Genomic DNA, 17,388 nt, shown 5'->3' on the forward strand with positions numbered 1-17,388 from the left:
CGCAAGCCCCCGGTCGTGGAGCAGAATCGACCTTCTGCCGTGCCGAAGGACGTGATGCGTGACCCGTCGAAACCCTGTCTTCGACCTCCCCGATCGCCTCGCCGCGAAGCGCGACCCCGCGCTCATCGCGGGCGATGAGGAGCATTTCGCGCGCATCGCCGAGACGCTCGAGGCGACGATCGCCGAACTCGGCGAGCGGCTCGCGGCCGAGCGGCGTCGGCCGCAGGGCGAGGGTCAGGATGCGCTCGACCGCGACCAGGAGATCCATCGGCTGACCGCGCAGCTGCGCTCGCTCACCCGCTTCGGCCTCGACCTGTGCCTCGGCCGGATCGTGCGCGCGGGTGAGGCCGAGCCGGTCTACATCGGCCGTCTCGGCCTCACCGACCGCGACGGTGAGCGCCTGCTCGTCGACTGGCGCTCGCCCGCCGCCGAGCCCTTCTTCGCCGCCACCCACGGCGACCCGCACGGCCTCGTCAGCCGCCGCCGCTTCCGCTGGACCCGCGGCCGCATCACCGACTACTGGGACGAGGCGTTCACCGCCGAGGGGCTCGAGAACACCGCCGCCCTCGACGACCAGTCGGCGTTCATCGCGAGCCTCGGCAGCAGCCGCTCGGCCCGCATGCGCGACGTGCTCGGCACCATCCAGGCCGACCAGGACGCCATCATCCGCGCCTCATCGCGCGGCGCCCTCGTGGTCGACGGCGGCCCCGGCACCGGCAAGACCGTCGTGGCGCTGCACCGCAGCGCCTACCTGCTGTACTCCGACCCGCGCCTCAGCCGCGGCCGCGGCGGCGTGCTGTTCGTCGGCCCGAGCGCCGGCTACCTCGCCTACACCGCCGACGTGCTGCCGGGACTCGGCGAGGAGGGCGTGCAGACCTGCACCCTGCGCGACCTCGTGCCCGAGGGGGCGGATGCCGGGGTCGAGGCGGATGCCGAGGTCGCGCGGTTGAAGTCCTCCGTCGCGATGGTGCGGGCCGTCGAGGCCGCCGTGCGCTACCACGAGCGCCCGCCCACCACGGGGCTCGCCGTGACGACCGACTGGGCCGCGCTGCACCTCGACGCCGACGACTGGGCGGAGGCCTTCGACGCACCCGACCCCGGCACCCCGCACAACGAGGCGCGGCTCGTGGTGTGGGAGGCGCTGCTCGAGATCCTCGAACGGCAGCACGACGACCGCATCCCGCCCCACCAGGTGCGCCGCTCGCTCACGCGCAACGCCGAACTGCGCGCCGCCTTCAGCCGCGCCTGGCCGGTGCTCGACCCCGCGGGGGTCGTGGGCGACCTGTGGTCGGTGCCCGCCTACCTGCGGGTGAGCGCACCGTGGCTCGCCGCGGAGGAGGTCGCGCTGCTGCAGCGTGGTGAGCCGCGCGCGTGGACGGTCTCCGACCTGCCGATCCTCGACGCGGCCCGCCTGCGCATCGGCGACCCGCGCACCTCATCCGTGCGGCGCCGCGCCGAGGCGGAGCTCGCCGACCGGCGCGAGCGGATGTCGACCGTGATCGACTACCTCGTCGGTTCGCAGGAGCTCGACGACGGCGAGGGTGTCATGACGATGCTGTCGGTCTCCGACCTGCAGAACACCCTCGTCGACGAGTCGGGGATCGCGCACCTCGACCCCGACGAGCTGGCGGGGCCGTTCGCCCACGTCGTCGTCGACGAGGCGCAGGAGCTCACCGACGCCGAGTGGCAGATGCTGCTCGCGCGGTGCCCCTCCCGCAGCTTCACGATCGTCGGCGACCGCGCCCAGGCGCGCCACGGCTTCACCGAGAGCTGGGAGGAGCGCCTCACCCGGGTGGGCCTGCGTGCCGTCACGCTCGCCTCGCTCACCATCAACTACCGCACGCCGGCCGAGATCATGGCGGAGGCCGAGCCCGTGATCCGCGCGGCGATCCCGGATGCCAACGTGCCGGTCTCGGTGCGCAGCAACGGCATCCCGGTGCGCCACGGTCGGCTCGACGAGCTCGACACCGTGCTCGGCGCCTGGCTCGCCGAGCACGACGACGGCGTCGCGTGCGTCATCGGCGCCCCGGGGTTCGCACCGGGGGAGCGGGTGCGCTCGCTCACCCCGGAGCTCGCGAAGGGGCTCGAGTTCGACCTCGTCGTGCTCGTCGACCCCGCGCGGTTCGGCACCGGCATCGAGGGCGCCGTCGACCACTACGTCGCGATGACCCGCGCCACCGAGCGACTCGTCGTGCTCGAGGGCGGAGCCTGACGCTCAGTCGCGCTCGACCATCCGGCTGAGCGTGAGCGGCGGCGCGTCGGGCGACTGCAGCACGAGCTCGTCGCCCGCGCAGACGAAGTGGTCGATGTCGGTGAAGCCGGACGACAGCGACTGCGTGCCCGGGTCGGCCTCGATCGCCTGCCCCTTGAAGCTCCAGCTCGTCTCGAGCAGGCTCTCCCAGCCGTCCGCGACGACACGGATCTCCTCGCCCGAGACCGTCCACACGCCGCTCGCCTGGCCGGTGATCTCGCCGAGCACGTCGCCGAAGTTCGTCGGCATCCGCATGGTGAAGGCGGTCGGCAGCACGTTCATGCCGAAGCCGTGCTCGATGAACTCGTAGACGATGCTGCCGTCGGCGATGATCTCGTACTCGCTCGCCCCCGCGGCCTCGAGCGCCGCGTCGAAGTAGGCCTGCAGGGCGGGGGCCTCGGCGACCCACGCGCCCGTGACGCACTCCATGGCGGCGCGTTCGGCGGCGGGGTCCTGCGCGGGCGCGCCGGCCGCGTCGGGCGCGGAGGGGGCGGTGGCCCCCTCCGACCCGGCGGTGGCGCATCCCGCGAGTGCCGCGGCGCCCGCGAGGGCGAGCGCGAGCGCGGCACCCCTCGGGCGCCGTCGGCCCCCGCTCACGAGAGCGATCCGACGAAGCTGAACTCCATCTCGAGGGTCGCGGGGGCCACGGAGAGCGTCGCCATGTAGGTCTCCGACTTGGCCGCGAGCCCGAGTTCGTCGTCGCCCTGGTCGAGGTCGGCGAAGCTCGGCGTGAACCACGTGATGCCGGCGGCGGCGAGCCGGTCGGCGTACGCCTGCGCCTCGTCGATCGAGCCGACCGTGACGGTGATCGACCAGACGCCCCCTTCGCCGACCGGATTCGCCCCCGAGGTCTCGAAGGTGGGCGTCGCGTCCGGGCGCGGGAGCGCCTCGGGCCACGGCCAGGCCGGGTCGATGAAGCCGCCCACAGTCGGCGCGTCCGGCGTATCCACCGTCTCGTCGGTCGTCGAGTCGGACTGGGTGGGCGGGTCGGCGACCTCGGGCGTGGTCGGGGCGGGCGCGGCGCAGCCGCTCAGGGCCAACAGGATGCCGGCGCCGCCGACGAGGGCGAGGCGGGCGCGGATGCGGATGCGGATGCTCACGAGCTCTGGACCTCCAGGTTGTACTGCACGCCGGTGGGCCAGTCCGCCATACCGGAGACGGTGGCGCGTCGCAGCGGGCCGGTTTCGTTGGTCTCGGGGCTCGCGTAGATGGACAGCACGACGCCGTCCACCTCGAACTCCGACTCGACGGTCCAGCCGGCGCCCCGGTACCAGTCGTGCAGCGCGGTCAGCTCGTCGGCGGATGCGGCGTCGAAGACGAGGTAGAAGCTCTCACCCGAGCGGATGCCGCTCACAGGGATGCCGTCGGGCAGCGGCAGCTCGGAGGGCCAGCCGCTCGGCATCTCGACGGCGGTGTACCCGGCCGCGATCGCCTCCGGGCTGAGACCCTCGGTGCCGGGCTGGACGGTGTCGTCGTCGCCCTCGTCCTCGGGGGCGTCGGAGACGAGCTCCTCGGCATCCTCGACGAGCTCGCCGAGCTCATCCAGATCGGGGACGGACGGGACGGTGGGGACGCAGGCGCACAGGGCGAGCGCCGCGACGGCGAGCGCGGCGGGCGCGAGCGCCGCCGGGATTCGTGAGGGCATACGGGTGTCCTTTCGAACGGGCTGTGTGGTGGCGCGGCGCCCCCCGGCGCCGACGACATCAGGGTCACAGAACGGCGTGCGTACGCAATCGGTACGAATTACCTACGGGCGCTCGCTACGATCACAACCGTGACGGATCCTCGAAGCCCGGCCGCCACGGGGGAGTGGCCTCTCGTCGCCCGTGCGCTCGAGACCGGGGACATCGCGGCGGGGCTCGCCCGGCAGCCCGCGCGCGTGCAGTTGCTCGTGGGGTCCGCCGGCGTCGGCAAGACGGTGCTCGCCTCGATGGTCGCGCGCGGCGAGGATCGCGAAGTCGTCGAGGTGATCGCCCTCGCCGAGCTCGCCGGGGTTCCGCTCGGCGCCTTCGGTCCGGCGCTCGCCCGGCTCGGCATCCCGAGCGACCCCGAGCGCGCCGTGCCCGCCCTCATGGCGGTCGTGGGCGGTGCCGCCGAACGCCACGTGCTGCTCGTCGACGACATCCCGCGGCTCGACGACGTGTCGGCGGCCGCCGTCTACCAGCTCGTGCGCGCCTTCGGCGTGCCGACGATCGCGACGGCGCGGCTCGGCGAGCGGCTCCCCGCGCCCGTGCAGCGGATGGTCGACGAGGGGCTCACGGTGCGGCACGACATCGCGGGGCTCACGCTCGGCCAGGTGGGTGAACTGCTCGACCGCCGCTTCGACGCGCGCGTGCGCTACGCCGACGTGCTGCGCCTCACCGAGCGCACGACCGGCAACCCCCTCTACCTGCGGGTGCTCGTCGAGCGCGCCCAGCGCAACGGCGAGATCCACCGCGACGGCGACACCGTCACGATCGACGAGGGCGACGCCCCGACCGACCTCGTCGACGCGATGGCGGCGCGGCTCGCCGACCTCAGCTCCGAGCAGCGCCGCCTGCTGCGGCTGGCCGCCCTCCTCCAGCCGGTGCCGCGCGGCGTGCTCGCCAGCACGCGCGACGAGGCGCTGCTGCTCACCACCCTCGAGGCCCGCGGGCTGCTCGCCGCCGAACCCGGCACGGGCCGCATCCGTGTCACGCATCCGCTCATCTCGGAGAGCGTCGCCGGCGACCCCGAGTCGCACCACGACGTCGCCGATGCGGTCGGCCGCCTGCGGGCGACGGGCGACGACCGCGACCGGCTGCTCGCCGTGCGCCTGCAGTTGAAGGATGCCGAGCCCCCGCCGCTCGAGGAGCTCGCGTGGGCGGCGGCGTACGCCTACGGCACGGGCGACCTGCTGCTCGCGGCCGAGCTCTCCTCCGAGCTGCTCGCGCGGGCCGACGAGCGGCCGTACCGTTGCGCGGCGCTCACGACGCTCGCGAGCACGCGCTCACTGCTCGGCGAGCACGGCCCCGCCGAGCAGGCCTTCGCGGAGGCCGAGGAGCTCGCGCACTCGCCGGAGGAGCTCGCGCTCGTCGCGGTGCGGCGCGGCGAGCACCTCTCGTACCGCCGCTACGACCTGGCGGGCGCGGTCGCCCAGGCCGAGCGCATCCGGGCACGCATCAACGCCGAGTCCGACGCCCTCGACGACTCGCTGCGCCAGTGGGACGCCTCGCTCGACATCATCGCCGGGATGCCTCTGCTCGGCCGGCTCGCGTTCCGGGTGAAGCCCGAGCTCGCGATCCGCTCGGCGATCCTGTTGATCGTGTCGCGCTCGTCGCGCGGCGACCTGGGCGCGGCGCGTTCGGCGATCGACGACCTGGCCCGCATCCAGCAGCAGATCGGCCAGGTCGATCCGCTCGCCTCGGCCGCCCTCGGCTTCGCGCGTTTCGTGGAGCTCATCTGCGCGGGCCGCGTGCCGGAGGCCGCCGCCTACGTCGAGTCGCGCCGCGTGGACGCCGATGACGGCGTCGGCATCTACACGATGCTGCTCGGCAACCTGCGGCAGTGCGGCGGGCGCCTCGCCGAGGCGGAGCGGCTCACGACGCTCGCGGTCGACCAGCTGCGCTGGCGCGACGGGCTCGGGCTGCTGGGCGTCGCGATCGGCTACCAGGCGAACGCGATCGCGAAGCAGGGGCGACTCGAGGAGGCGCGCGCCCTGCTCGACGCCATGACCCCGGCCCAGCGAGCGGGTCGGCACGCCTACCTGCAGGTGGCGGAGGCGGAGGCGTGGATCCTCGCGCACTCGGGCGACGTGGACGGTGCCGTCGAGGTGGTCGGGCGCGCGATCACGCGGGGGGCCGAGCGCGGTGCGATCTTCCTCGCGGCGCTCGCGGCGTGCATCCCGATCCGGCTGGGCGCCCTGGATCGCGCGGCCGAGCTGCTCGAGCTGCTCGTGGAGTCGGCGCCCACCGAGCTCGAGATCGTGCTGTGCATCCGCGACCTCGCGGTGGCGCTGCGCGACCGCGACCTCGAGGTGCTGCCGGGGGTGCTGCGGCGCGTGGAGGCGTCGGGGCAGGAGCCGACGGTCGTCGATGCGATCGCCATCGCGCTGCGGATGCGACCCCGGCCGGAGCTGCGCCGCAAGCTCGAGCTCACGCTCACCCGGGTGTCGGCGACGGTGTCGGAGCCGCCCTTCCAGCGCAGCGTCGCGACCCTGCTGACCGCGCGGGAGCTCGAGGTGGCCCGCGCGGCGGCGGCGCGGGAGCGCTCGAAGGAGATCGCGGCTCGGCTCGGCACCTCGCCGCGCACGGTCGAGGCGCAGCTGCGCTCGGCCTATCGCAAGCTCGGGGTGAACTCGCGCGACGCCCTGCGGGAGGCGCTCGCGGAGGTCGGACTGGATGGTTGACATCGGTCAACCATCCGCGTATCGTTGACGAATCTCAACGGTTGACGTTCGTCAACCATCTCGCGCCGTCGTCGTCGCGCGCCCCATCCGACTCCACCAGAAGGACCCGCATGTCCAGCTCCGCCCCCGCGTCGCCCGACGCGATCGCCGACAAGAAGCGCCGCCGCCAGGTGCTCGAGGCCCTCTCCGGCCTCCTGCTCGGCATGTTCGTGTCGATGCTCGCCTCGACCGTCGTCTCGACCTCGCTGCCGACGATCATCCACGACCTCGACGGCGACCAGGCGGCCTTCACCTGGGTCGTCACGGCGACCCTGCTGACGACCGCGATCTCGACGCCCATCTGGGGCAAGCTCGCCGACTTGACCAACCGCAAGGTGCTGTTCCAGTTGGCGATCGCGATCTTCGTCATCGCGACCGCCGCCGCCGGCTTCTCGCAGAACCCCGAGACCCTCATCGCGTTCCGCGCCGTGCAGGGCATCGGCGCCGGCGGCCTCGCCGCGCTCAGCCAGGTCATCATGGCCGACATCATCAGCCCGCGCGAGCGCGGTCGCTACATGGGCCTGTTCGGCGCCGTCATGGCGGTCGCGACCGTCGGCGGCCCGCTGCTCGGCGGCGTCATCACGGATGCGTGGGGCTGGCGCTGGAACTTCTACGTCGCGATCCCCTTCGCCGTGCTCGCGCTCATCCTCGTGCAGAGCACCCTGCACCTGCCCCAGCGCGCGCCGAAGAAGACGGCGATCGACTACCTGGGCGTCATCCTGCTCTCGGTCGCCGTCTCGCTGCTGCTCATCTGGGTGACCCTCGCCGGCGACCAGTTCGAGTGGTGGAGCTGGACGACCGCCTGGATGGTGGGCGGCGCGCTCGTCGCCGTGGCGCTGTTCATCGTCGTCGAGGTGCGCTCGAAGGAGCCGCTCATCCCGCTGACCTTGTTCCGCAACCGCACCTTCACGCTCTCGGTGATCGCCTCCATCGCGACGGGCCTCGCGATGTTCGGCGCCTCCGTGTTCCTCAGCCAGTACATGCAGCTCGCCCGCGGCGCCACGCCGACCGAGGCCGGCCTCATGACGATCCCGATGATCGCCGGCCTGCTGATCTCCTCGGTGCTCGTGGGTGCGCTCATCACGCGCTTCGGCCGCTGGAAGCCGTTCGTCGTCCTCGGCGCGCTGCTGCTCATCGCGGGCTCGTACCTGCTGTCGACCATCCACTACGACACCGACTTCACGCTCGTGTCGATCTACATGGTGCTGCTCGGCGCGGGCGTCGGCATGACGATGCAGAACCTCGTGCTGGTCGTGCAGAACACGACCGAGCCCGCGCAGATCGGCGTCGCGAGCTCCGGCGTCACCTTCTTCCGCAGCCTCGGCGGCACGATCGGCGTCTCGGTCATGGGCGCCGCCCTCGCGGCGCGCGTGACCGACCTCGTCGCCGAGCGCAAGGACGACATCGCGGCCGCGATCGCGAGCCTCGGAGCCGACGCCCCCACCTGGGCCGAGCAGCTGCAGTCGGGCTCGCTGCCCAAGGTGTCGACGATGCCCGAGGCGCTGCGCGTGATCTTCGAGGACATCTACGCCACCGGCATCTCGCACTCCTTCCTCATCGCGGTGCCGTTCGCCGTGCTGAGCCTGCTCGCGATCGTGTTCCTGCCCAACAAGCCGCTCACCCGCATGACGACGACCGAACGCGTCCAGGCCTCCGAGGCCGACCTCGCGACGGTGTCCGTGCCGGAGGGCATGGAGGCGCTCACCGCGACCGGTAGCATCGCCACCACCGAGGGCGACCGGAACGGGGAGGGCACCGCGAGATGACCACGGATCCGCGGCAGGAGGCCGTGCGCGGGCTCGAGGGCGCCTTCGGCGAGCTGATGGGCGAGTTCCGCCGCATCTACGTGCAGGCGGCCGCCTCCGTCAGCCCCGGGATGCTGCCCGGCACCTTCAAGGTGCTGTCGATGATCCAGCGCTCCGGCTCCGAGACGGTCTCGGGCCTCGCCGAGCGGATCTCCGCCGACAAGGGCCAGGTGAGCCGCAGCGTCACCGAGCTCGAAGACCTCGGGCTCGTCGAGCGCACGGCCGACCGGTCCGACGGCCGCATCAAGGTCATCTCGGTCACCGAGGAGGGCCGCCGCCGCCTCGAGCAGGCCCGGCTGCCCTACGAGGGGCGCCTCACCGAGGTGCTCGCCGACTGGCCCATGGAGTCGATCGAACGCCTCACCGGCCTGCTGCACGCACTCGCCCGGGGCGAGACGCCCGAGGCGTAGCCGCCGGGCTCAGTCGAGCGTCTGCTCGGTGGTGAGCTCGACCGTCGACCAGATCTCCATCTCGAGCGGTTCGAGTTCGCGCAGGATGTGTCGCCGCACCAGGTCCTGCCGCTCGATCGTGCAGCCCGGCTCCACGCGGAACAGCACCTCGAGGTTGAGGCGGTTGCCGAGCTTCGACGAGCGGATGAGGTGCTCGTCGTGGAGGCCGAACTCGGCCGCCGCGCTCTCGACCGCCGCGGTCACGCGCGCGGACACCTCGGGCGGCGGTGCGCCCTCGAGCAGCTCGCGCACGCCGGTGCGCACGAGCGAGATCGGCATGGGCGCGACGAGCGCGCAGGAGGCCAGCACGAGCACCGGGTCGACGTAGGGCAGCAGCCCGTGCCAGCTCGCCGCCGCGATGAGGATCGCGGCCACCGCGGCGACCGCCACCATGGCCGCGCGGATCGCGCCCCCGCGCCACTCGAGCGACTCGGCGTGCACGAGGTCGCTGCGGATGAGGCCGAGCCAGATCGCCATCCCCGTCGACACGACGGCGACCGCGATGCCGTAGGCGACGACCGCGCCCATCTGCACCTCCTCGCCGCCGTCGAGGATCACGATCACGGCATCCCCGACCGCCACGACGAGCGCCGCGAGGGCCGCGACGCCCTGCGCCGCGACCACGAGCGGGGTCACCGCCGCCCGTCCGAAGGGGTTGAGGCGGGTGGGCGCCTCGCGCGCGATCTTCACGGCGGCGATCGCCATCCAGGTGGTCGCGATGCCGATCACGCCGAACGCGCCGTCGAAGACGAGCACGCGGATGCCGAGGGCGAGACCCAGCCCGAGCGCGACGAGCGCGAGCCCCACACTGACGGCGAGGGAGATCGTCAGGATGCGCACCTCGCGGGCGGCCGAGATCGCCATGCGGCCACCCTACGACCCCGCCGTCCTCCCGGCGATGCGTTCCATCGCGGCCACGGCATCCGGCCACACCTCGCGCGGCAGCTCGTGGCCCATGCCCTCGACGAGCAGCAGTTCGGCACCGGGGATCGCGGCAGCCATGTCGCGCGCGGCATCCGCCGAGAGCACGCGGTCGGCGGTGCCGTGCATCACCACCACCGGCATGCGCAGCCCGCGCAACGCCTCGAGCCGCTCGGGCGCCCGCAGCAGCGCCGACCACTGCCGCGCGAGCCCGTCGGGCCGGTACGAACGGTCGTAGGCGGCACCCGCCGCCCAGCGATGCCAGGCGGCGTCCCACGGGAAGCTCGAGCCGGGCGGGCGCTGGAACCGCGCGCCCCACACCACGAGCCGGCGCGGCAGCCGCGGTTGCGGTCGACGCAGCTCCGGATGCTCGCCGTGCAGCACCCAGCGGGGCGAGCGGCCCGGGATGGTCGACACCAGGCCCAGCCCGAGCACCCGCGCGGGGTGTCGCAGCGCCGCCAGCTGCGCGATCATCCCGCCCATCGACTGGCCGAGCAGGAACGCGGCGGGGATTCCGGCGGCGTCGAGCACCCGCACGACGTCGTCGCCCATGTCCTCGAGCCCGTAGCCGCCGTCGACGCTGCGCGGTCCGCCCGTCATGGTCGACAGGCCCGTGTCGCGGTTGTCGACGCGCAGCACCCGGAACCCCGCGGCGACGAAGGCGGCCACGAGCTCCTCGTGCCAGGCGATGAGCTGCGCGCCGGTGCCCGCGAGCAGTACGAGGGGGATGCCGTCCTCCGGCCCGGCGACGTCGTAGAACAGCCGGATGCCGTCCGCCTCCGCGTAGGGCATCAGGACCCCGTGCCGCCGCGGTCGCCGCGCGCCCAGAACGCCGCGACCGTCACGCCGGCCACCGTCAGCAGGCCCGCGAGCGTCACGAGCAGCGGGAACCCCGCGACCGCGATGAGCGCGAGGCCGCCCGAGTTGAGCCCGAGGCGCAGCAGCCCGATCACCCCGATCTGCAGCGAGAAGTCGGTGGCCGCGAGCTCGGGGCGGGTGTTGTCCATGGCGATCGTGTAGACCCAGACGCCCGCCGAGGCGTAGCTGAGGTAGAGCACCACGAGGGCGACGGTCGCGGGCGTGTCCCACGCGACGCCCATGGCGAGCGGCAGCAGCCCGAAGATGCCGACGGCGTACAGCGCCCCGACGGCGAGCAGCGGCACGAGGCGCCCGAAGCGGCTGATGAGCCAGCCCACGACGAGCCCGCCGAGCAGGCCGGCGATCGGCGAGACGGTGCCGAGCACGACCCCGATCCGCGACAGCGACCATCCGGCGTCGAGCAGCATCGCCGACTGGATCGCCGTGACGAGGTACGGTCCGAGGCAGAGCGCCGGCACGATGAGCACCACGAAGACGGCGCGTCGGCGCGAGCGGAAGAACCCGGGCAGCGCCTCCCACGGCACGCGTCGGGGCACGGTGAACCCGCCCGCCTCGTGGAAGAAGGCCATCACGACGAGCGGCAGCACGAACAGCGCCGCGAGCAGCAGCACGGTCGGCGTCCACCCGATCGCGTCGTAGACGATGAGCGCGAGGCCCGTGCCGATGACCGCCGAGATGGTCGCCGCCCCCACCTGGATGCCGTTGCCGATGCCGCGCTCGCGCGGGGCGAGCAGGCGCACGGCGAGACCGTTGACGGCCGCGTCGTGGAAGGCGCTCGGCACGAGCACGGCGGCGAGCGCGAGCACGAGCAGCCCCGGGGAGGCGAGCGGGTCGATCGTCGCGAGCCACAGCAGCGCGCCGATCACGAGCAGCTGCGTCACCACGATCCAGCTGCGGTAGTGCCCGAAGCGGACCGAGCCGTAGCGGTCGACGATCGGGCCGATCGCGAAGCGCAGCACGTAGACGAGGCCCACGAGCGAGATCGCGCCCACCGTCGCGGGCGGCATCCCGCCGTTCAGCAGGATCGTGGTGAGCGCCCCGAGGAAGAACGCGAACCCGATGTCGGTCACCAGGTAGAGCACGCCGATGACGGTGAAGCGCCAGGTACGCGACGGCAGCTCGGGCGCCGGAGGGGTCGCGAGCTCGGGCGTGAGCGGTTCGGGGGCCGGGAGGGTCATCGATGCCGCCTTCGCGTCGATCGGGTCGGTTGCCCGATGATCCCAGCGGGGCGCCGCCCGCGCAGTGGGGCGAACCACCATCGTCGCCCGCCGCGGGTGGGCTTATGACCGCTCGGGCGCTGGATGCGACGGCAGTCGCACGAACGCGAACGGCACCGCCGAGAGCAGGCAGCTCGCCGCGGGCACGAGCGTGATCGACAGGAACACGGTGTGCTGCATCGCGGGGGTGACCGTGGCGCCGGCCTCGTAGCCGGCGAGGACCACGAAGACGCCGAAGACGAGCACCGCGAGGGCGCTCATGATCTTCGAGACGAAGGTGAGCGTCGCGAAGGAGATGCCGTCGTTGCGCACCCCGGTGCGGCGCTCGGCGTCGTCGACGGCATCCGCGATCATCGTGGCCTGGACGACGAGGAAGACGCCGAGGGTGAGCCCGGTGAGGAAGATGAACACGACGATCCAGAGGATGCTCGCGAAGCCCACGAGGTACATCGCCACATAGAGGGCCGCGCCGAGCAGCGAGCTCGCGATCACGAGCGCGCGGCCGGAGATCGCGCGCAGCAGCAGCGGCGTCGTGAAGCTCGAGATCACCATGCCGGCGATGATCGCCGCCCCGATGAGGGTGAACAGCCCCTCGTCGCCGTACGCCACCACGACGAACACGGCGCCGCCCGCCTGCACGATGTAGCGACCGAAGCCGAGCACGGACCCCAGCAGCACGAGCAGCAGGGGCGTGTTGCGGGCGAGGGTGCCCGCGAGCTGGCGCAGGGTGAGGCGGCCGCCCGCGAGCGACGAGGCACGCTCGCGGGTGAAGAAGAAGGCGAGCAGGAACAGCCCCATGCCGAGCACCGAGATGACGAGCACGGCGAGCGACCAGCCCGACCCCGTCGTCTCGCCGCCCGAGAGGGCGCGGGCGAGCCACGGCATCCCGAGCGTCGCGAGCCCGAGCGAGATCGCGCCGAACGCCCGCACGTCGCCGATCACCCGGGTGCGCCGGGCGGGGTCGGGGAACGCCGAGCCGATGAGCCCCCAGAACGGCACGTCGCACACCGTGTAGGCGAAGCCCCACAGCGCGTAGACCACGCCGAACCAGACGAGCTGCAGCGGCTCGTCGGCATCCGGCACCGAGAACATGAGGGTCGTCAGCAGCGCCACCGGCACCGCCGAGAACAGGAGGTACGGCCGGAGCTTGCCCCAGCGGGTGCGGGTGAGGTCGATGACGACGCCCATGACCGGGTCGGTGACGGCGTCGACCACCTTGGCGACCGTGATGATCGCGGTGACGACCGCGAGGCCCGCGGTCGAGATGCCCGCGTACTGCACGAGGTAGACGAGGATGAACGTCGTCACCGTGGTGAGCACGAGGTTCTGCCCGAACCCGGCCGTCACGACCGCGAGCGCCTGGGTGCGCGGCGGCACCTCGCGCTCGGTCACCCGTCCTCCAGCAGCAGGGTGAGCACCTCGAACGGGCCGAGCTCGAGCCGCTCGAGGTCGACCTCGCGGATGCGGCGCTCGAGCAGGTCGGTCTCGTGCACGGTGACATGGGGGATGCGGGTGACGAGGGCCGTGGTGGCCGGGCGGCCGAGCGACTCGTAGAGGCGCACCACCGTGCCGGCGCCCGCCTCGGCGCGCTTGACGGTGTCGACGACGACCCCGGCATCCGTCGTCGAGACGAGGCTGTCGAAGGCGACGCCGCGCGTCGTGCGCAGCGGGTTGTTCAGCCGGTAGCCGTCGCGGATCACCTCGCCGAGCCCGCCGGGCGCGAAGGGCCGGAACGCGTACGTGAACTCGTGCCGGCCGCGGTCGGCGCTGCGGTCGGGGAAGGTGGGGGAGCGCAGCAGGTTGAGGCTCAGCAGCCCCTGCTTCGCGCGGTGGCCGTACTTGCCGTCGTTGAGCAGCGCGAAGCCGCCCGCCTCGTCCTGCACGGCGATCCAGCGGTGCGCGCACACCTCGAACTGGGCGGCCTCGACGGCGTCGCGCTCGGTCGTGGTGCGGGCGAGGTGGCCGAACTGGATCTCGCAGAGCGCCTCGGGTCCGTACCGGCTCGGGCGGAACTCGGCGCGCAGCATCCGGTGGCTCGCGTGCCAGTCGACGCGGGTGTGGAAGCGCACCAGCTCGGAGCCCGCCTCGAGCACGATGCGCTGCTCGAGTTCGACGCCGCGGCCGACGAGCCGCTGTGTGCGCACCACCGTGGGGCCGTCGACGCGGGTCTCGGCGGAGGCGAGGCGCAGCTGTCGGGGAGCGCGGGTCGTGTAGCGGGGGTCGATGTCCCAGGCGTCGAACGGCCACTGGTACGGGTCGCGGTGCAGCACGAGACGGTTCAGCCCGGCGCCCGCGTGCTGGGCGCCCGCGGCATCCGTGCACGAGACGATGACGCCCGCGCTGTCGAAGCGCAGCGTCAGCAGCCCGTTGGTCATCATGTCGCCGGCCGTCGCGAGGCCGAAGGGACCGGGCGCGGGTTCTATGCGCGCGGCGGCATACGGCTCGACGACGGCCCGGTGCCAGCGTCCGTCGACGCGCACGTGCTCGTCGCGCGCGAAGCCCGTGAGGTTGACGGCCGTGGCAGTGTCGCCCTCGGCCGCGCCCTCGAGCAGGTCGCTCGCGAGCGTCTCGAGCTCGCCCTCGAGCCGGCGGTACGTCTCCACCGCCTCGCGGTTCACGCGCTCGATCGAGGAGCCCGGCAGGATGTCGTGGAACTGGTTCAGCAGCAGCGCCCGCCAGATCGGCTCGAGCTCGGCGCGGGTGTCGACCGAGGCGAGCACCGAGAGCGCCTCGACCTCGTGCAGCATCCGCTCGACGACGCGGTTGTGCCGCTTGATGGCGCCCTGCGTCGTGTAGGTGCCCTGGTGCGCCTCCAGGTACAGCTCGCCCGCGTGGGTGTGCGGCACCTCGTGCCGCTCGAGCTCGCGGAAGAAGGCGTTCGCGGTCGAGAACCGCACGCGCGGCAGACCCCGGATGCCCTGGCCGTCGACGCCGATCTCGCGATCGAGCACCTCGAGGTGGATCTCGCCGGGTCCGCCGCCGCCGTCACCCGAGCCGTAGACGAGCAGCGCCGCCCCGAGCGCGCGCTCCGGGTACTGGGCGAGGCCGCGCAGCAGCCCGTCGGGGGCGCCGCGCGAGTTGTAGTCGCCCTCCGGCGGCATGTGCACGAGCACGCTCGAGCCGTCGATGCCCTGCCAGCGGAAGCTGCGGTGCGGGAAGACGTTCGTCTTGTTCCAGGAGATCTTGATGGTCTGGAACCAGTCCATGCCGCTCTTGCGCAGCAGCTGCGGCAGGTTGCCGCTGTAGCCGAAGGTGTCGGGCAGCCAGCACAGCCGCAGCTGCTCGTCGTCGAGGCCGAACTCCTGCTGCAGGAAACGCCGCCCCACGAGCGCCTGGCGCACGAGGGATTCCCCCGACGGCATATTGGTGTCGGGCTCGACCCAGAAGGAGCCCTGCAGCTCGAGCCGCCCCGACGCGGCCGCGTCGCGGAGGCGCGCGAACAGCTCGGGCCGCTGCTCCTTCATCCAGGCGAGCTGCTGCGGCTGGCTGGTGCCGTAGCGGTAGCCGGGGTAGCGCTCGAGGTTGGCGAGGGTGCGCGTGTAGGTGCGGGCCGCCTTGCGGCGGGTCTCGCGCAGCGGCCACAGCCACGCCATGTCGAGGTGGCCGTGACCGATCGCGTGGTAGACGAAGTCGGATGCCGCGGGCGTCGTGAGCGGGCCGGCGAGCGCCGCCCGCGCCGCGACGAGCTCGCCGGAGCGCGCGTGCCGCCAGGCGATGTCGAGCGAGGTGCGCAGCTCGCGGGCGAGCTCCGCGTCGTCCGTGTGGCCCGCGAGCACGGCGAGGGTGAGGTAGTCGTAGTAGAGCCCGAAGGCGGTCTCGTCGCGCACGGCGAGGTGGGCGCCGCGGAAGACGCCGCGCCCCACCGGGTAGAGGATGAAGCCGTTGTACGACACGTCGGCGTAGAGCTCGACGCGCTCGCCCGGTGCGAGCCCGTCCCCCACGGGACGGAACCGGCCCCCGGAGTGCGGCAGGTCCCCCTGCTGGAAAACGGTCGACACGGCGTCGAAGGGTGTGCCGTGCCGGTCGACGACGAGCCCCTCGCCCCGGATGCCGAGCATCACGCGGGCGCCCACGGCATCCGCGGGCACCTCGCCCGTGAGCCGCAGCCACGCGCAGTCGAGCACGCCGCCCCACGCCGCCCCGGCGCGGATGGGGGTGAACGCCGCGGGGTCGAGTTCGGCGAACGGGATCGGCTCGGCCGAGCGCACGACGGCCGCCTCGAGCGGCGCGACCCGCCGGTACACCCGCGCCCGCAGCCGCCGCAGCCGAAGGTACTGCTCCGGCTGCTCGACGCGGATGCCGTACAGGAAGGACAGGAACCCCGCCATCCGCCCTCCTTCGCCGCACCGCTGTCTCATATCCTGCCCCTTCGCGCCCCCGGGGGTGGCGGTGCGGCGGCTATCGTTCCCTCGTGAGCACTTCCCGGCGATCGAGCGGTCGTGTGACCATCAGCGACATCGCCGAACGCGCGGGGGTGTCGATCGGCGCCGTCTCGTTCGCGCTCAACGGGCGCAAGGGCGTCTCGGAGGAGACCCGCGCCCGCGTGCTGCGGGTGGCCGACGAGCTCGGCTGGGCGCCCTCGACGGCGGCTCGGTCGCTCGCCGAGGCGAAGACCGAGACGTTCGGCCTCGTGCTCGCCCGCGACCCCCACAACCTGGGCGTCGAGTCGTTCTACATGGAGTTCTTCGCGGGCCTCGAGATCGAGCTCTCGAAGCGCGGCTACAGCCTGCTGCTGCAGGTGGTGGGGTCGACGGACGACGCGCTCGCGACCCTGCAGAAGTGGCACCGCACGCGCCGGGTCGACGGGGTCGTGCTCACCGACCTCATCGACGACGACCCGCGCGCCGCGTTCGTCGCGGACTCCGGGCTGCCGGCGGTCGTGGTGGGCGACCCGGGTATCGCCGGGGGCCTCACGAGCGTGTGGACGGATGACGCGGCCTCGATGCGCGAGGCGGTGCGGCACCTGGTGTCGCTCGGCCACCGTCGGATCGCGCGGGTGGCCGGGCTCGGCTCGCTCGCCCACACCCGCATCCGCGACGACGCGTTCGCGGAGGAGACCGGCCTCCTGGGCGTCGCGGGCGAGCTGCTGCGCACCGACTACACGCCGGAGGCGGGCGAGCGCGTGACGCGCGAGGCGCTCACGGGGGCGGAGCCGCCGACGGCGCTCATCTACGACAACGACGTGATGGCGGTGGCGGGGCTCACGGTCGCGATGGAGCTGGGGCTCGGCGTGCCGGGGGAGGTGTCGATCGTCGCCTGGGACGACTCGGTGCTGTGCGAGCACACCCTGCCGAAGCTCACCGCGCTCAGCCACGACGTCGTCGCGTTCGGCTCGCACGTGGCGCGCCGTCTGTTCGACGTCGTCGCGGGTTCCGAGCCGGCCGCCTTCCTCGACTCGACCCCGCATCTCGTGGTGCGCGGCTCGACGGGCACGGCGACTCGGGACAGCTGAGACCGAGGT

At 73.1% G+C, this 17,388-nt stretch carries 13 protein-coding genes; 5 read left to right on the top strand and 8 right to left on the bottom strand.

Annotated elements, in window-relative coordinates; genetic code table 11:
* Positions 1 to 58 precede the first annotated feature (58 nt).
* The gene (gene helR / locus D7I47_RS06845) at positions 59 to 2,212 is read left to right on the top strand and encodes an RNA polymerase recycling motor ATPase HelR (protein ID WP_120762347.1); all 2,154 of its coding nucleotides are present in this window, start codon (positions 59 to 61) and stop codon (positions 2,210 to 2,212) included.
* Positions 2,213 to 2,215: 3 nt separating this feature from the next.
* On the opposite strand, the gene D7I47_RS06850 is transcribed toward helR, so the two are convergent.
* From D7I47_RS06850 to D7I47_RS06860, 3 genes are read right to left on the bottom strand one after another with little or no spacing between them, the layout of a single operon-like run.
* A complete protein-coding gene (locus tag D7I47_RS06850) occupies positions 2,216 to 2,848 on the bottom strand; it encodes a hypothetical protein (protein WP_120762348.1) in 633 nt (210 codons plus the stop codon).
* Positions 2,845 to 3,351 (bottom strand): hypothetical protein, encoded by a 507-nt coding sequence (locus tag D7I47_RS06855; protein WP_120762349.1) that lies wholly within the window; start codon positions 3,349 to 3,351, stop codon positions 2,845 to 2,847. Before D7I47_RS06855 ends, D7I47_RS06850 begins: the two co-directional genes overlap by 4 nt.
* Positions 3,348 to 3,896, bottom strand: a complete 549-nt coding sequence (locus D7I47_RS06860) for a hypothetical protein (protein WP_120762350.1) — start codon at positions 3,894 to 3,896, stop codon at positions 3,348 to 3,350. The genes D7I47_RS06855 and D7I47_RS06860 overlap by 4 nt, the downstream gene beginning before the upstream one ends.
* A gap of 129 nt (positions 3,897 to 4,025) precedes the next feature.
* On the opposite strand from D7I47_RS06860, the gene D7I47_RS06865 reads away from it, so the two are divergent.
* From D7I47_RS06865 to D7I47_RS06875, 3 genes are all read left to right on the top strand, one after another.
* A complete protein-coding gene (locus tag D7I47_RS06865) occupies positions 4,026 to 6,617 on the top strand; it encodes a helix-turn-helix transcriptional regulator (RefSeq protein WP_120762351.1) in 2,592 nt (863 codons plus the stop codon).
* Positions 6,618 to 6,727: 110 nt separating this feature from the next.
* Complete coding sequence (locus D7I47_RS06870) at positions 6,728 to 8,422, top strand: MDR family MFS transporter (protein WP_120762352.1); 1,695 nt, start codon at positions 6,728 to 6,730, stop codon at positions 8,420 to 8,422.
* Positions 8,419 to 8,871, top strand: a complete 453-nt coding sequence (locus tag D7I47_RS06875; protein WP_120762353.1) for a MarR family winged helix-turn-helix transcriptional regulator — start codon at positions 8,419 to 8,421, stop codon at positions 8,869 to 8,871. The genes D7I47_RS06870 and D7I47_RS06875 overlap by 4 nt, the downstream gene beginning before the upstream one ends.
* Before the next feature lie 9 nt (positions 8,872 to 8,880).
* Here the strand turns inward: D7I47_RS06875 and D7I47_RS06880 are convergent, their stop codons facing one another.
* From D7I47_RS06880 to D7I47_RS06900, 5 genes are all read right to left on the bottom strand, one after another.
* Positions 8,881 to 9,774, bottom strand: a complete 894-nt coding sequence (locus D7I47_RS06880; RefSeq protein WP_120762354.1) for a cation transporter — start codon at positions 9,772 to 9,774, stop codon at positions 8,881 to 8,883.
* 9 nt (positions 9,775 to 9,783) lie between these two features.
* Positions 9,784 to 10,623: an alpha/beta fold hydrolase gene (locus D7I47_RS06885; protein ID WP_120762355.1), complete on the bottom strand. Its 840-nt coding sequence runs from the start codon at positions 10,621 to 10,623 to the stop codon at positions 9,784 to 9,786.
* Entirely contained in the window at positions 10,623 to 11,888 is a 1,266-nt protein-coding gene (locus D7I47_RS06890; RefSeq protein WP_157981658.1) for an MFS transporter, read from the bottom strand. Before D7I47_RS06890 ends, D7I47_RS06885 begins: the two co-directional genes overlap by 1 nt.
* 102 nt (positions 11,889 to 11,990) lie before the next feature.
* Positions 11,991 to 13,319: an MFS transporter gene (locus tag D7I47_RS06895; protein ID WP_120762357.1), complete on the bottom strand. Its 1,329-nt coding sequence runs from the start codon at positions 13,317 to 13,319 to the stop codon at positions 11,991 to 11,993.
* Positions 13,316 to 16,255, bottom strand: a complete 2,940-nt coding sequence (locus D7I47_RS06900) for an alpha-mannosidase (protein WP_170154367.1) — start codon at positions 16,253 to 16,255, stop codon at positions 13,316 to 13,318. The genes D7I47_RS06895 and D7I47_RS06900 overlap by 4 nt, the downstream gene beginning before the upstream one ends.
* Positions 16,256 to 16,338: 83 nt before the next feature.
* On the opposite strand from D7I47_RS06900, the gene D7I47_RS06905 reads away from it, so the two are divergent.
* A complete protein-coding gene (locus D7I47_RS06905; protein WP_227000919.1) occupies positions 16,339 to 17,379 on the top strand; it encodes a LacI family DNA-binding transcriptional regulator in 1,041 nt (346 codons plus the stop codon).
* Positions 17,380 to 17,388 lie beyond the last annotated feature (9 nt).

It is taken from the genome of Protaetiibacter intestinalis (genome assembly GCF_003627075.1).
Taxonomy (GTDB): Bacteria; Actinomycetota; Actinomycetes; order Actinomycetales; family Microbacteriaceae; genus Homoserinibacter; species Homoserinibacter intestinalis.